This is a genomic window from Mesorhizobium robiniae, assembly GCF_040545535.1.
GTDB lineage: Bacteria > Pseudomonadota > Alphaproteobacteria > Rhizobiales > Rhizobiaceae > Mesorhizobium > Mesorhizobium robiniae.
On record NZ_JBEPMC010000007.1, the window covers coordinates 380,801 to 396,709 of the forward strand.

The 15,909-nt window shown below is 59.8% G+C and carries 13 protein-coding genes; 4 read left to right on the forward strand and 9 right to left on the reverse strand.

The window, feature by feature from the left end; all coding sequences use genetic code 11:
• Positions 1-2: 2 nt before the first annotated feature.
• Positions 3-1,088, forward strand: coding sequence for a tyrosine-type recombinase/integrase (locus tag ABID19_RS21465; RefSeq protein WP_354492963.1), 1,086 nt, complete (start codon positions 3-5; stop codon positions 1,086-1,088).
• A gap of 949 nt (positions 1,089-2,037) precedes the next feature.
• Positions 2,038-3,321 (forward strand): hypothetical protein, encoded by a 1,284-nt coding sequence (locus ABID19_RS21470; RefSeq protein WP_354492964.1) that lies wholly within the window; start codon positions 2,038-2,040, stop codon positions 3,319-3,321.
• Between the two features lie 85 nt (positions 3,322-3,406).
• Here ABID19_RS21470 and ABID19_RS21475 read toward each other — a convergent pair whose 3' ends face one another.
• The 9 genes from ABID19_RS21475 to ABID19_RS21515 form a co-directional block, all read right to left on the reverse strand.
• Positions 3,407-3,748: a DUF1622 domain-containing protein gene (locus tag ABID19_RS21475; RefSeq protein ID WP_354492965.1), complete on the reverse strand. Its 342-nt coding sequence runs from the start codon at positions 3,746-3,748 to the stop codon at positions 3,407-3,409.
• On the reverse strand, positions 3,748-4,665 hold the full coding sequence (locus tag ABID19_RS21480) for a formylglycine-generating enzyme family protein (RefSeq protein WP_354493018.1): 918 nt from the start codon (positions 4,663-4,665) through the stop codon (positions 3,748-3,750). The genes ABID19_RS21475 and ABID19_RS21480 overlap by 1 nt, the downstream gene beginning before the upstream one ends.
• Before the next feature lie 287 nt (positions 4,666-4,952).
• A complete protein-coding gene (locus ABID19_RS21485; RefSeq protein ID WP_354492966.1) occupies positions 4,953-6,455 on the reverse strand; it encodes an arylsulfatase in 1,503 nt (500 codons plus the stop codon).
• A 52-nt stretch (positions 6,456-6,507) separates the two neighbouring features.
• Complete coding sequence (locus ABID19_RS21490) at positions 6,508-6,951, reverse strand: YidH family protein (RefSeq protein WP_354492967.1); 444 nt, start codon at positions 6,949-6,951, stop codon at positions 6,508-6,510.
• 35 nt (positions 6,952-6,986) lie between these two features.
• A complete protein-coding gene (locus ABID19_RS21495; protein ID WP_354492968.1) occupies positions 6,987-7,397 on the reverse strand; it encodes a hypothetical protein in 411 nt (136 codons plus the stop codon).
• An 83-nt stretch (positions 7,398-7,480) separates the two neighbouring features.
• On the reverse strand, positions 7,481-9,859 hold the full coding sequence (locus ABID19_RS21500; protein ID WP_354492969.1) for an arylsulfatase: 2,379 nt from the start codon (positions 9,857-9,859) through the stop codon (positions 7,481-7,483).
• 262 nt (positions 9,860-10,121) lie between these two features.
• A complete protein-coding gene (locus tag ABID19_RS21505; RefSeq protein ID WP_435528762.1) occupies positions 10,122-11,099 on the reverse strand; it encodes a DUF2950 family protein in 978 nt (325 codons plus the stop codon).
• Between the two features lie 30 nt (positions 11,100-11,129).
• Positions 11,130-12,467 carry a DUF3300 domain-containing protein gene (locus ABID19_RS21510; RefSeq protein WP_354492971.1) on the reverse strand — a complete coding sequence of 446 codons (1,338 nt, stop codon included), beginning with the start codon at positions 12,465-12,467 and terminating at the stop codon, positions 11,130-11,132.
• A gap of 108 nt (positions 12,468-12,575) precedes the next feature.
• On the reverse strand, positions 12,576-13,583 hold the full coding sequence (locus tag ABID19_RS21515; RefSeq protein ID WP_354492972.1) for an HAD family hydrolase: 1,008 nt from the start codon (positions 13,581-13,583) through the stop codon (positions 12,576-12,578).
• A gap of 825 nt (positions 13,584-14,408) precedes the next feature.
• On the opposite strand from ABID19_RS21515, the gene ABID19_RS21520 reads away from it, so the two are divergent.
• A complete protein-coding gene (locus ABID19_RS21520; RefSeq protein WP_354492973.1) occupies positions 14,409-15,215 on the forward strand; it encodes a DUF2092 domain-containing protein in 807 nt (268 codons plus the stop codon).
• Positions 15,212-15,547, forward strand: a complete 336-nt coding sequence (locus ABID19_RS21525) for a hypothetical protein (protein WP_435528758.1) — start codon at positions 15,212-15,214, stop codon at positions 15,545-15,547. The genes ABID19_RS21520 and ABID19_RS21525 overlap by 4 nt, the downstream gene beginning before the upstream one ends.
• Positions 15,548-15,909: the final 362 nt, after the last annotated feature.

The window sequence follows — 15,909 nt, forward strand, 5'->3', positions numbered from 1 at the left end:
GCGTGGACCCCCGCGCGCCGGCGCGCAAGTCGGACAGCGATGCTGCTGCTGTTGATTTGCCATCGATTGGGAATCCGACGCTACGAATTGCCTGGGAACGCTATCGCGACGGGCATATGAAGAACAAAGGGCGAAGTGATGGGACGATCAACAACTATCGCGATCACATCGAGCGGCTGTTGGCCGATTGGCTTGACGAGCCGCTTTCCAAGCTGGGTACCGATCCTTCCCTCGTGACTGTGCGACACGAGAAACTCTCCAAGGAGAATGGTACCTATATTGCCAATGGCTGCATGCGGACGTTGCGCGCTGTTTACAACCATGCTCGCAAGGCCGCCCGCACGCTGCCGGCGGACAACCCGGTCTCAGCCATAGACTGGAATGCCGAACATCGCCGCAATACCGCACTCGGGCTTTCGGATCTGGGGGAATGGTTCACCCAACTCGCCGCCTTGAAGAACCCTGTTCGGCGAGAGCTCCACCTGTTTATGCTGCTATCAGGCCATCGCCCTGAAGCGATCAGGAAGGCGCGGGTTGAGCATGTCGACTTTCGCGCGCGTGTCCTGCACATACCCAGGCCGAAGGGCGGCGAGGTCAAAGCATTCGACATACCGCTTTCGAGAGCCATGATCCGGTGCCTGGTTCGAGTGATGCGCATCGGTAGGGCTCTCTACGCCGAGCAATCGCGTGAGTGGCTCTTCCCCGCCGACAGCCAAAGCGGCCACATCATCGAGCACAAAGAGAAACGTAGCGATCTGTCGAAATGGGGGAATGATCTGCGGCAGACCTTCCGCACCATCGCCCAAACCGCGGGCGTTGCAGAGCTGGACGTTCACCTCCTGATGAACCACTCCATCCCGGGAGTTAATGCAGGCTACATCACACGCAACAAGTTGCTCAGCGACCACCTGCGCCAGCAGCAAGAGGCCGTCTCACATCGGATGCTCGAAGCCGGTCGACCCCGACAGAAGGAAATCAAGCCGCGCGCTTGTGCCTGGCCCACACTTCCAAGCAGACGCCTGCTTTCTGAACTGATGAGTGGTAAAGGATTAGCGGCTGCAAATGTGTTCGGGGGTTCGAGTCGCTAGAGCGCTACCGCCTTTCCCCCCACTCAGAAGACTTGCGGTATTTTCTACGGTATTGCGCGTGATGGACCTGTCTCGGTGCTGCAAAAACCGGCGGGGAACGGGAAGGTCTGATCCGAAGCCGACGAACTTTTTCCACGACGCGAACGACAGCTTCGCGCCTCTTTTCGGTCACTCGGATCGACATAGGCTACTCCCGAAACTTGCCATTCAACCGCGACTATCGTCTCGGAAGCTATAGTAGGCGCCGAGATGGCTCCTCGGCCGCCGTGCAACTTTGGCCGGTTCGTCAATGCAGTCGCTGCGAAGATCGGCAGCTGGCTAGGCGAGGGAAACGTGAACCGCTCTAGCCGCTTAGGCAGGGGGATGCAGCAAAGAGAGGCCAGCATCGTCAGGCATCTAGTCTTTCTTTGCTGCGCGTTCTTCCGCTTTCGGCCCGAAAATGACATGGCTGTTTTGCGCCGCATACCGGACATTGAGATCAGAAATGCCGCTTCCTGAAAGCCGATATCCCAAGCGACCACGCTGAGGCGGGCGGTTGTCCTCGATGTGAACCCTGCTTTTTCAGCAAGCCGAGCAAGAGCTCGACGTCCGTCGAAGAAGCTAACCCTCACCGAACCTGTTCTCGGCTGTTCTTCATCAGATCGAGCGCATTTTCGCGCGGCTGGGCAGAGTCGCGTTCCGCCTCGATCTTGCTTCCTGCTTCGCCGGAAAGTCACCGGCAATCACGTGGTCGATTGGCTCGCACCGAGCCGGCGATCTTTGATCGACATAGCTGCCTTACCCAGCAAACCACGTAACTTACATTCCCCCACTACCCCCGCCGCGGTAACCTCAAGCCAACCGCCCGGTGGTCACACCGAAAGCTCAACGGTCTTCCATCGCCGCCCATCTCGCAAAGCTGGAGGAAGTGCTCGTTCCGAAGCGTGCCGAGTTTGTCTGAGGTGATGAAATGACTCCGCGGCAAATCGCTAACGACGCCGCCTTGCAGGGAACCGACACGGATCTGGCTCGGAGTGGAGCCGCGCTGTCGGAATTGGGAGAAGATGTGCGCACGCAAATGAACGAAGCCCTGCACGCAGACGAAGCACTGTTTGAGAATGGTCCGCCTGTCGGGCTTCAGCGGCGTCTCGGCTTCGTTATCGGTAGTCAACTCAATGTTGGCCGCCGTGCGGTGATCGTCGGTGCGGTAGGCTGGGCGCCTCTTCTCGTTTTAGCCGGCATTCAAAATGTGACTATGCGCACAGACGGAATGATGTCGCTCCTGTGGGATGCGGGTATGCACGCGCGGTACCTGATTGCCGCACCGCTACTCGTCTTGGCCGAAGCGCACTGCGCATCGAGGCTCAATGCCATCGTACGGCACTTTGCCGATGCCGGGCTTGTAGCTGATAGGGACCGCGGGCCATATGACGCTGCCGTCGCATCGACCCGAGCGCAGCTCAATTCGCGCGCCGCAGAAATTATTGTAATCGCTCTGGCCTATCTCCTCATGTCAGCGGCGGTCTTTTCGCTGCCGTTCGACCAGTTTCCAGTTTGGCACAAGACCGGCAGCCTTGCTCCTGGTTTTTCACCAGCCGGCTGGTGGCACCTGCTGGTGAGTCTCCCTTTGCTCCTGACCTTGCTCCTTGGCTGGGCGTGGAGATTTGCTCTGTGGGCGCAGCTTCTGTGGCGGATCGCCCGGATCGACCTCCGCCTCTTGCCATCCCATCCGGATGGCACGGCGGGCCTTGCCGTGCTGGGATATTCGCTGCGGGCATTTTCCCTTTTAGCGATGGCGCTGGCCACGATCATTGCCGGGCGTTCGGCGCATATTGTTTTGGTCGATGGCGCGCTGCCGAGAGAGCACGTGATTTTCAGTGCCGGCCTCCTGGTGGTGGTCGGCGCCTTTTTTGCCGCGCCATTATTCTTTTTTACGCCAATTCTGATGAGGGCATTGCAGCGTGGCTCATTCGAATACGGCGTACTTGCCAACCGGGTCGGGGCGGTCTTCGAAGAGAAATGGTTTGGACGGAATAAACCCGTCGACAATTCCGCGCTTGAGAAGCCCGACTTCTCGGCGACTACCGATTTGTACGCGATCGTCGCAAATGTCTACGCGCTGCGCTTAGTCCCGATCGACCCCAAAAGCATCGCGATGCTCGGCGTCGCATTGCTGCTGCCGTTCGTTCCGATCGTATTCCTGGCGCTACCCATGGATGAAATCTTGGCAGGACTGAAGGGACTGCTTTTCTAGAGCCAGGATGACAATCGCGGCCAGGGCGGCGACACGGATTCCGCGTCTCAGCATCCGAATTCTCCTTGCCCTGCAATAGCACCTATCAAGTGGGCTGAGACTCTCGCACCTCGACCAAATCCCGCTCGAGGAAGTAGTTGAGAAACGTTCGGATCACGGCAATTGCCGCAAGTCGCCCAATATCATCCCAGCTCGGTGCGATCGAGGTTTCTATGATGTCGGCCGCGAGCTGGAAGGTTAGGCCGGCGACCAGCCAGCGTGCATAGCGCAGCCACACAACGCGTCCCTCGGTTGCTCCCGAAGGGACTAACATCGTTCGAAGGGCGCCGACGAATGCCTCGATTGTTCCGTATACGATTGCAATGAGGGCGATTGCATCGATAAGCAGGACGGCATACCCGGTAACGACGGCAAATGCCTGTTCCATCACTCCCCCGAGCGTGAACGAACGATGCAGCGCAAGCCGAGATGGCAGGTCGAAGTATCAACCGGCTGCGACATGCGCGCTGCAGGCCGATATCGCCGACAGTAATTGGGCGCACATAGAAAAGAGCCGCCCTTGGTTACCTTGCGTGGGATCGTGATCTCAGGGGTGTGGGGGTCAAAGCTGGCTTCGCGCTGGCCACCCCGCGGATTGTCGATCGTACAGCAAGGGCTGTCGATCCGCGAGTGCTCCTGATACCAATCCGTCGTCCACTGCCAGACATTGCCCGCCATATCGTGGAGCCCGAAGCCGTTGGCCGGGAACGAACCGACCGGAGCCGTCCACTCGTAGCCATCCTCGTTGCGATTTTCGTAGGGAAACTCGCCTTGCCAAGTGTTGGCCAGATGCTTGCCGCCTGGCGTCAGTTCGTCACCCCAGACATATTCGGCGCCGTCGAGCCCACCGCGCGCTGCGAACTCCCACTCGGCTTCGGTCGGCAGTTCCTTGCCCGCCCATTTCGCATAGGCTTCGGCATCCTCGAACGCAACATGGACCACAGGATGGTCGCCCAGCTTCTTGATCGAACTCGCCGGGCCGCGCGGATGGCGCCAGTTGGCGCCGCCTACATAGACCCACCAGTTATAGGAGTTTCGGATGTCGACCTTCTGAGCCGGCTTCTTGAACATGGAAGACGACGGCACCAGGAGTTCCGGTATCGCTCCGGGGTAGTCTGCGGGATCTGCCGGACGTTCAGCCAGCGTCACATAGCCGGTCTGTGCTACGAAACGTTCAAACTCGCGATTGGTAACAGTGTGGCGATCCATCCAGAAGCCACCCACCTTGACGCGGTGCGCCGGCGCCTCTTCCGGGTAATGCTCGTTCGAGCCCATCAAAAAAGTACCGCCGGGAATCCACAGCATGCCTTCGAAAGGCGGCACGTCGCTATCTCGATCGCGCGTGGTCAGATCAACAGAGTCATTCACAACATGGTACCTTTTGTGTCGTCCCAAGCTACCGAAGGCGTTCATCAACGCCATGGCGTTGATGAACGAGGACCGCGTGTTCTGTCACGGCAGTCAGCCGCTCCTTCATCGCGTTTTTGTCAGGCCCAAACGCTACAATCACTCGGCAGTCAATGCCGGGTGGCGGATGCCCGCCGCCCAGAACCTCATCGGTCGACCGCGGTCCGTACCATCGTCTCGACCCCCTACCCTCCTTTCGACGCTTCCGCCATCTTCGCGATCACCTCGTCGAGGCTGAAGCTCGCCGCCTTCTGCCGTGGCGGAAACTCCTTGAAGGTCGCCAGGAACTCTCCGACGAGGACCTGTGCGGGCACGAGCAGGTAGATGTGTCGGAACATCCAATCGTAGTAGGTATTCGACGTGATCTGCGCATGCTCGTACGGATCCAACCGCAGATTGAAGATATATGGCGCCCGAAGCGTCACGAACGGATCTTGCCAGATCTTGAGTGTGCCCTGGACGCGCTGCTCCATGAACAGGATCTTCCAATTGTCGTAGCGGAGCGCTGCGACATCGCCGTCATCGGTGAAGTAGATGAAAAGCTCGCGGGGGCTCTTTTTCTCCTTTCCCGTGAGGTAAGGCAGCAGGTTGTAGCCGTCGAGATGCACCTTGAAGGTCTTGTTGCCGACCTTGTGGCCCTTCTTCAGCTTTTCGGCGATGTCGGATTCGCCGGCCACTGCCAGGATGGTCGGGAACCAGTCCAGGTGGCTGACGATTTCGTTTGATTCCGAGCCGGCTTTGATCTTGCCGGGGAAGCGGACCATGCAGGGCACGCGATAGGCGCCCTCCCAGCTCGAGTTCTTCTCGTTCCGGAAGGGGGTATTGCCGGCATCCGGCCAGGTGTTCATGTGCGGCCCGTTGTCGGTGCTGTACTGCACGAACGTATTGTCAGCGATACCGAGCTCGTCGAGGAAGTCGAGCATCTCACCGATGCACTTGTCATGGTCGATCATGACGTCGTGGTACTCGGATTGCCAACGGCCGGATTGCCCGCGACTCTCTGGTTTCACATGCGTCCAAGCGTGCATGTGCGTCGTGTTGAACCAAACGAAAAACGGCTCGCCGGCGTCGTGGGCCGCCTGGATGAACTTCTTGGCCGCTGCGAGGAACTCGTCGTCGCAGGTTTCCATCCGCTTTTTGGTCAGGGCACCGGTGTTCTCGATCTTCTGGCCGCCTTTGCCATCCGCCCAGCAGTGCAACACTCCGCGCGGTCCGAACTTCTTCTTGAAGTTGGGGAAGTCCTCCACATTCGGATAATCGACTTCCTCGGGTTCCTCCTCGGCGTTCAGGTGATACAGATTGCCGAAAAACTCGTCGAAGCCGTGCATCGTCGGCAGATGCTCGTCGCGGTCACCGAGGTGGTTCTTACCGAACTGGCCGGTGCGATAGCCCAGCGGCTTGAGCGCTTCGGCGATGGTGATGTCCTCCGCCTTGAGGCCAAGCTCGGCGCCGGGAAGGCCCACCTTGGTGCAGCCAGTGCGCAGCCCGCACTGGCCGGTGATGAACGATGCGCGTCCGGCGGTGCAGCTCTGCTCCGCATAGGAGTCGGTGAAGATCATGCCTTCGTTGGCGATGCGGTCAATGTTGGGCGTCCGGTAGCCCATCATGCCTTTGGTATAGCAGCTGAGATTCGACTGACCGATGTCGTCTCCCCACATAACGAGAATATTCGGTTTCTTGTCTGCCATTTTCGTCTCCTCCCTATGTTTTCGTGTTGCCACTCGGATGCTGAGCTTGCCTTCAGACCAACCGGAACAGCACGGCGATGAAAGTGAAAATGCCGATGAGCAACAGAACGATCGTGACGGCAAAGAGCGGCGTCTTGTGCGGGTCCTCGTCCACTCCGGCGAGCTGAGCGAACTGTTTGCTCCACAGATAACGAAGTAGCGATCGGTATTGCCACAGCGAGACAGCAAGCGCACCCACGCCGGCGAGGATGAGCGCAAGGCCGAGAACGCGCGGCGACTGCGGGCGCAGCGCCGGGGCGACGCCTTGCATGTCCTGAAAACGCTCGAAGAACTGGACGATCGTGAAGCCGAAGCCGATAAGCGAGACGGCCGTTCGCACCCAGGACATCAGCGTGCGCTCGACGCTGAGACGCGTACGCAGCCAAGAGAAATGGCTGTCCGATGTCACATGGACTTCAAATCTTGGCGGGTTCTCATCCGCGGGCTGGCTCACCATTCTGATCCCCTTGAATCCCTATTCATCGACATTGTTCACGATTTTGGTCCGAGACGAGCGCTGCTCCACCAGCGCGCGATACGCGCCGCCGGGCCCCGGATCAGGAGATAGGGAACGAAGGCGAGAACGATCGCCACGACCACAGCTTCAAACGGATAGAAGGTGCCGAGTTGCATGATTTGATAGACAGCATCCAGGATCACGGCGAGCACCATAACCTTGCCCGTCGATTTGACCCCTTCGACAAGGCGCGCGCGGCGCTCGTCAGGCTTTGACAGGACGGTCCAGAAATAAGGCGAGCGCCCGTCGCGCGCATCCTTGATACCGTCACGTATCCCGAACAAAGTCGCCATCACCGGCTGAAGAAGGAACCTGAGTGCCAGGGGCCCACTCGGCCGAGCGACGAGGTCTTCCCAAAAGCGTTGCAGAATGTCTTCGATCGCCATTCGTGCTCGTCCCTCTTTGCGAAGACGGTTGCCTAGGACGGCGACGCCGTTGCCGGCGCCGCCCCTCCGTAACACGACGCCCCTTACTGCCGCGCCAGGGCGACGCGAAGCGCCTCTTCCGGCGAGACGTGGTGGTCGGCATGCTCGGCGTCTTCGCCAATGGCGAGTTGCACGCCTTTTATGACTCCGTTGAACGCGTTTCCACGCGGGCCGTAGTCCGGCGAAACAGGCGCTCCAGTGTCGCAACCGACATCGCAGCCATCGTCCGCCGAGAAGACCGATGGCGCAGTTGCGCCCACAGCGCCTTCTCCGACCTTCTTGCTGTCGATGAACAAGGACACCGTGCCGCCTTTGGCAGGACCGCCGCCTGCATAGGCGAATTCCATGCGGACCTGATGCGCTCCGGGCGGGATTGCACCGGCGGATTCGGCAAAGAAATGCTGTACGCCGATCAGGTTGTAGCAGTATTTGAGCTTGCCGCCCTTGGCGTAGAGGCTCCAGCCGCCGATATTGGCTCCTTGGGAAATGATGACCCCTTCGGCGCCGCCTAACGGCACCTCGATCTCGGCGGTCACCGAATGCGACTTGTTCTTGAGATTGAGGACGGAGTTCTCCGACAGGCGACCCATGCCTCCGAACAGGATCTGCGATTTCCCCTTGATCAGAACCGGCCGCCCCGCCAGATCAGAGTCAAAGCGAGCGGCGACATTGTCGTCCAGCGGCAGCACATTGTAACGGGCGGCCTCGATCAGCCACAGGCGCTGGAGCTGATGCAGTTTGTCCGGCATCTGCTTTGCCAGATCGTTGGCTTGGCTCCAGTCCTTGCTGGTGTCGTAAAGCTCCCAGATGTCGTCGTCGAAGGCTGGGACCGTCTCTCCGTGCAACAGCCACGGCGTCTTGTGCCGCGTCACCGCGGTCCAACCCTTGTGGTAGATGCCACGGTTTCCGAACATCTCGAAGTATTGGGTCTCGTGCCGCTCCGCTGCCTTCGCATCGTTGAACGAATAGAGCATGCTGACGCCTTCGATCGGCATCTGGGCAACACCGTCTACCGCCTGTGGTTGGGGGAGCCCGGCTGCTTCCAGTATGGTCGGTGCGACGTCGATGACATGATGAAACTGGGAGCGGACCTCACCCTTCCCTGCGATGCCGTTTGGCCAGTGCACGATCGTGCCGTTTCGGGTCCCGCCCCAGTGCGAAGCGACCTGTTTTGTCCACTGGTAAGGCGTGTTCATGGCGTGCGCCCAGCCGACAGCAAAGTGGTTGTAGGAGTCCGGTCCGCCGAGCTTGTCCAGCCGCTCCATAAGGAATTGTGGTGTCTCGAGAGCGGCCAGGCCATTGAAATTGGCCATTTCGTTATAGCAGCCGATCAGCGTTCCCTCGGCCGAAGCGCCGTTGTCGCCGATGATGTAGTAGATGAGCGTGTCATCGGTCAGTTTCATCTGGTCGAGGCTGTCGAGGAGCCGCCCGACGTGGTGGTCGGCGTATTCCAGGAATCCGGCGTAGACCTCCATCTGACGCCTCAGAACAGGCTTCATCTCCTCGGGCATTTGATCCCAGGCAGGAATCTGCTCGTGACGCGGCGTCAGCTGGCAGTCGGAGGGAATGACACCGAGCTTGAGCTGGCGGGCGAAGGTCTCCTCGCGCAGCTTGTCCCAGCCCTGATCGAACTTGCCCTTATACTTGTCCGCCCACTCTTTCGGAACATGGTGGGGAGCGTGGGTTGCGCCGGGCGCGAAATACATGAAGAAGGGCTTGTCTGGTATAAGCGCCTTCTGCTGGCCGACCCAGGCAATCGCCTTGTCGGTCATGTCAGCCATGAAGTGGTAGCCCTCTTCCGGCGTCTTGTGCACTTCAATCGGCGTGGTGCCCTCATACAGTGACGGATACCATTGATGCGCTTCGCCGCCGATGAAGCCGTAGAAATATTCGAAGCCACCGCCACCGGTGGGCCACGCGTCAAACGGGCCTGCCGGGCTCGTTTCCCACACCGGGACCTCGTGGCATTTGCCGAACTGTGCGGTCGCATAGCCATTCAACTTCAGTGTCTTTGCCAGTGGAGAAGCCGTGTTCGGCAGGACCGAGCAATAACCGGGCGAGCCGCTGGCGATCTCGGTAATGCCGCCCATGCCGACCGAGTGGTGGTTGCGACCCGTGAGCAGCGCCTGGCGCGTCGGCGAGCAAAGAGCTGTCGTATGGAAGCGATTGTACTTGAGACCGCCGGCAGCCAGTCGTTCGGCGTTGGGCGTCTGGCACGGACCCCCGAAGGCGCTTGAGGCGCCGAAGCCCACATCGTCGAGCAGGATCACCAAGACGTTCGGAGCGCCCTTTGGCGGACGCAGCTGCTGGATGACCGGATACTTCGATTCCGGATCCTTGGCGTCGTAGGTGATGAGACCGGTTCGCGGACGTGTCGGTATTGGAAGGACGCTACGGTTGATCTTGTCGGTGCCATCGCTCATCGTGATCTCCCTCGGCGGCGCACTTGCCACATGTCTTTGGAGGGCAGATAGGTTGCCCCTTCGTGAGGTTTGCCTATTGCCGCTCAAGGCGGAAGGTAATTAACGGTAACCTACGGGCAGAATCCGCTCGGCCAGCGCAAAAGTCGGTCGTTGAGGTGAGTCCGGCTTTCCTCAATCAGCCAAGGAAGAACTCCACGTCCTGCGAACGGGCAAACCGCAACGAGTCCCCTTGCTGCGTGTTCTTCACTAGAACGCTTTTCTCTCAATCGGCCACGACCTGCCAGGTATCGTCCGGGTTGAAGCGGTCGATGTATTTGACGATCAGCTCGGTGGTTGGGCCGAGGTCGGTCTCGTAGACGACGCCGTGCTGGTTGACGGCGAAGGTTTTCACGCCGGTTTCGCCGTATTTGGCAGGCCAGGCGATGAGGCCGACGCCGGCGATCATGTTGCCGTTGATGACGTAGTCGTAGCCGCCGCCGGCGATATGGTCGCCCTGGCCGGTCAGGATCTTGTACTTGTAGCCGAAATAGCCTTCGCCCTTGGCCGCGTCCTCGAGCTCGACCGGATCGATATTGCCACCGGCCGGACTCTCGCCGTTGATGTCGTCGGTTGGCCAGTAGAGCCCGTCGGTCGCGCCTTCCGAGCTGATCAGTTTCTGCGCGAACTCCTCCACGCCATCCTCGTCGCGGTCCTGCGATGCATAGTCCTCCTGCGCGTCGACATAGGCGCGCATCGTCCCGATCGCGGTGAGCTCGTTCTCGCCGACATATCGGTTCACGATCTCTTCGAGCCCGGCGTAGGTGTCGAACGCCCACTTGCCGTCCTCGCTCTTGACGATCGGAAAAGCCAGCGGCCACAGCTTGTCGCCGATCTGCAGCGTGCGGCGATCGCCCTCGCCATCGAGGACAAGCTGCTTGGCCACACCCTCCTTGATCGCCGCCAGCGTCTCGTCCGAGTTCTCGTCGGCCTTCAGCTTTTCCGCATCGAGGCCGAGAAGTGCCGCAACCGCACCGTTGCCGGCGTCTTTCAGGGCCTGCTTGAATGCTTCGACCGCTGCTTCCGGCGTGTCGAAGACGGGCGGCTCGGCGGCGGCCGCAAACGCTGTGATCTCCGGCGCTTGCGGCGCGTCCTGCGCGGATGCCGGCTGCGAGACAGCAATGGCGGCTGCAAGCACCACGGCACAGACAGAGCGGTGAAGAATCGCATGCAAAAGTCCCGTGCGACGGGTGGTGCTGAACATTTGTGTCATGATCCTGTCCCTCCCGTTCCGTTAACGCCGACGTCCGCCGCCGCCCCGCTTGATCTGCTTGTGGCCGCCACCTCGGCTGCCGCCCCCCATCGATTGGTGGCCGCGGTTGGAGCTGACCTTGGTCACCTTTCCGCGATCGACGTTGCCAAGCCCCGACGGTTTCTTCGGCCGGTTGTCGACCTTTGCCGCAGGTTTTGGCTTGCCAGGCGGTCGGTTCACCTTGGCCGGCTTCGCCGCCGAGCGGTTGGCGGTAGGCTTGGCCGCAGGCTTCTGGATGTTGGCGGGCTTGGCGGGGCGGGTCACGTTGGCGGGCTTCGCCTTCAGCCCGTCCAGCGTGCTCTTGCGGATGTCTCTCGTTCCGGCCGTCTTGCCCGGCACCCTGTTGGCGAGGCTGTCGTTCTTTTTGATGTCGCGGGCGCGGTCGCGGATGGCGTTGTCGCCCTTCTTCTCGATCCGGTTCTTGATGTTGGTTTGGTCGAACTTGTTGAACTGGTTGCGATCAATGTTGATCTTGTCGCGGTCGATGTTCTTCCAGTCGACGTCGTTGAAGTTGATCTTGCCGTTGAAGTCGCGATTGTTGAAGCAATTGTTGCAGTCGATGTCGATGTCGTTGCCGTTCCAGCGGCCGCCCCACACGCCCCAATCATCCCAGTCGACGGCGGCGGCCCAGATGGCGCCCGTTACCGCCCCGGCGAAGAATGTCGCCCCCGGATACGCATAGTATGGGTAAGGGTCGGGATAATAGCGGATCGGCTCCCAGACGTAATCCGGCTCATAAAACATCTGCGGCGGATATTGCGGGACGTAGATCACTTCGGAGCTCGCCGACTTGATGACGAAATTGTCGTTCTCCTTGACCACCTGGATCTTGTCGTCGGTCTTGATCACGCCCTTGGCGACCGCCTCGTCGCGCAACTGCTGGATGGCGACCAGCACGTCCTTCTGCTGGTAGGCGATGGCATCGCCGAGCGCCTGCGTCCACTCCAGGTCGTCGCTCATCAGCTTTACAAGATCCGGATAGTTGAGCAGCGACACAACCGAACCGTCCCAGCTCCCCTTCGGCTTCAGGCCCTTGTCCTTCTCGTACCGCTCGAGGAAGCGTGCCGCCTCGACGATCTGCAGCGGATATAGCGCAGCCGCGGTGATCACCGCGATCAGCTCGTCCGGGTAGAGGGCAATCCGCGCGACCAGCACCTCCATCTCGTCGGCGCTCAGCGGCTCCGGCGAAGTCGTCGCATCGCCCGAAGCGTCAGCCGCCGCGATCTGTTCTTGTGCAAGGACAGGGTGCGCCGAACCAAACCCGCCAAGCAGCAGCGTCAGCGCCGCCGCACCGACCTTCAACAAGTCATTGCCCGTCATGCTTCGATCCTCCCTGTCTGTCTTTGTCCGGGCAGGCTTTGCGCCGGGCCTCTTTGGCAGTATTTGTCACGTTCTGCGCGCAATGCAGCGGGGCCGCGATAAGAAGGATCAAGGCTCGGACGTGAACACCTTGTTCCAGTCGGCTTTCATATCGACAACTGTCCAGCTCATGATTCCGGCTTCGTCGAGACCCTTGTCCAGGCGTCCGATGGAAGAATCCCTGTCGTAGGCCCATTCGCGATCCGCGTCGGTGTGATGCACATAGAGACAGAAGTGCGGTCCGGGACCGGAACAGGTCCATTGCAGCATCTGCAGATCGCCGTCGGAATTGCCGAAGGCGGCGATGGGCCGCCGGCCGATGTGATGGTGGACACCGACGGGCTTGCCGGCCTTGTCGTCGATAAAGTTGATTTCCGGCAATCGCATGAGCACCGGCGTTCCGTCGCGCATCTCGAACTTGGTCTTGCCGCTGCTGCCGACGACCTGCTCTGGCGGTATGCCATAGACCTTCTCCGTCCATGGACGCATGAAATCGATGCCGCCGCCGGAGACGATGAAAGTCTTGAAACCGTTGGCGCGAAGATAGCTCAACAGTTCCAGCATCGGCTGGTAGACCATCTGCGTATAAAGCCGACCGGTCTTCGGGTGTTTGGCGGTGGTAATCCAGGTGCGGACGATCTGGTCGAATTCCTCCGTTGTCATGCCGGAATGCGTGGTCATGATGATGTCCACAATCGCGGGCTCGCCGCCGGCGAGTGCGGCCTTAACGTCGCCCTTCAGCAGGGAGGCGAAGGGCTCCTTGTCCTTCCATTCCGGATGCTGCGGCGCCATTGCCTTGACCCGATCGAGTGCGAACAGGAGCTGGAAGTACAGCGGCTGCTCGCCCCATAGCGTGCCGTCATTGTCGAAGACGGCGACGCGCTCTGCTTCGGGCACGAAGCCTGCCGCGCCTTCCGCAGTTACACGTTCGACGAAGGCGACGATGGACTGCTTGGCCTTTCCGTCATTCCAAGATGGAAGCTGATCGGCGTTCTGCGCGGTGGCAGAGGCAGCGACCCCCAGTAGCAGGAGGATGGACAGCAGGTAGCGCTTCGCGGTGTAGGCAAGATTGGTCATAGTTTGATGTCTCCTCCAGGTCAGCGCCTTTCGGGAGCGCCGTCATCAAACATGCCTTCGACAAAATCGTCTTTCGTGAGATTTGCCTATTGCCGCTCGGGGCGGAAGGTAATTAACGGTAACCTACGGGCAGAATCCGCTCGGCCAGCGCAAGGGTCGGTCCTTGAGGTTAGTCAGGCTTTCCTTAATGAGCCAAGGGAGAACTCCACGTCCTCCGAACGGATAAACCGCATCGAGACCTGTTGCTTCGTGTTCTTCACCAAATCCGGCACATTTTTTCGAGCCAGGCGCGTTCACGCGCAGCGTCCGTTTCGCATCCGCACGATGCGATGGCTGCAGCGGTCAGTCAGATCATCAAACGGTAGGGAGATCCGGCTTCCGGTGGCGATATTGCGCAATAGCTTTGGTTGGATCGGGAAGACGTTGCGGGTTCTTTGGGGACCGCCTGCCACAAGCGTGTCAATCGACCGTCGGCGGATACAGCTTCGCCAGCAACAGCCCGACTACGTAACTTACATACGGATACTGGCACCATCAAAAAGACTATGCGCATTCTAGCGCATAAGGGATGGCGCTATGGCAGCAAACGGCAAACCTCCTGGCAGGGAGCAGGCATATTCGGCGACGCCCTTCCGCATGCCGAATTTGCCGAAAATTGATGAGCCGTAGAGGACTGGCCAAGACGAATCCAACCGCCTCAAACTTTGCGGCGTCGATGATTGTAGCCAACCGATCAGTTTGACGGCGGGCCTACGCTGTTTGGCTGAAGTGAACCCGGATCACGCTCCCGAATAAGAATCGCCGAGCACTGGATTGGAGAAAAACATGAACCAAGCAATCTTGACGTCCCCCTTTAGATCTCGGCTGCGATCTATCGGAATAGCGGCAGTCTCAATCGGGCTGGCACTTTCCGTTTCGCCGTCGTGGGGTCAGAACGTCATCGACGCCGATGCTGACGGTATCCTTATGGCCATGACAAACCATCTCAAAAGCTTGCAGGCATTCACGGTCGACTATGACACCGATCATGAGATCGTCGACCTGGCCGGCCAGAAGTTGCAGTACAGCGCTTCCGGCTCCGTCCAGGCGTCCCGCGGTGACGGCTTCCACATGACCCGCAAAGGCCCTTTTGCCGAAGTAGAACTCACCTTTGACGGCAAGGTAATCTCTGTCCACGGCAAGGACATGAACGTCTATGCGCAGTTGGACAGTCCTGGGGCGTCGATTGATGAGGCGGTCGAGGAATTCAGGGTGTCGACCGGGCTCGACGTTGCGGGCGCCGATTTTCTAGTCACCGATCCTTATGCCGTTTTGACCGAAGGCGCTACGTCGGGGAGACTGGTCGGCGACGCGTTTGTCGGCGGCGTCGAATGCGATCAACTGGCATTTCGCAATGACGACGTGGATTGGCAGATCTGGATCAGCAAAGGCGCCCAGAAACTACCTGTCAAATATGTGATCACCACCAAATGGGTGACGGGCGCGCCGCAATATTCGTTGCGGTTCAGCAACTGGAAAGCCGGCGAGGTCGATGCCAAGCTGTTTTCGTTCAAGCCTCCAGCCAACGCGAAAAAGCTGGAACAGATAGACTCTGACGAGGTCGGCGAACTTGTCCTGGAGGGCAGCAAATGAACGCGCGGCGCATGTTCCGTAATCGTCTCTCCGTTGCCATTCTTATGACGACGTTTCTAATAACCGATAGCCTGATGGGCGGTTACTTCGTTCCGGCAGGTTCGATCGTTTCCAGCGCGGAAGCGCGCGTCGGCAGACCGCTTACGCCCGGCAGCGTCGCCGGCGTTGCGCGGCGCACAACGCGCCGGGTCGTCCGCCGCTCGACGATATACGTGGCGGCACTCCCCCCTGCCTGCGTTAGAACTAGCATCAACGGCGCTACGGTTTGGCAGTGTGGCGGGACATACTACCAGCCCTATGGCGGCCGTTACGTCGTCATCTACGTGAACTGATCGTAGCCGCCCAAAGCAAGACGGCCGTTCGCAAGGGCAACCGATAATCTCCGCTTGCGAGCGGCGAACACCATAATTGGCATTCGGCAGCAAAATGGGGCGACTATTGTGAGCGACAATCCAACGGTGGACGCGGATATGCCATCGCTCATGACAGGTCTCGAGCAAGTTGCGGGACGCTTTGTGGACGGCTTGCACGCACGTTTCCTGGCTTGGACGGAAGTTCCTGCCGAGTTCAGAAGCTTGCAAGCCCTGCTCGCCGCCTCGTCGTTAGCTTGCAGCCACTCTCCCCGGAGACGTAGCATGCACCCAGAACAGTTGCCCATAAAAGGGTGAGGAGCCGATATGTGCAGCTGCGGCAT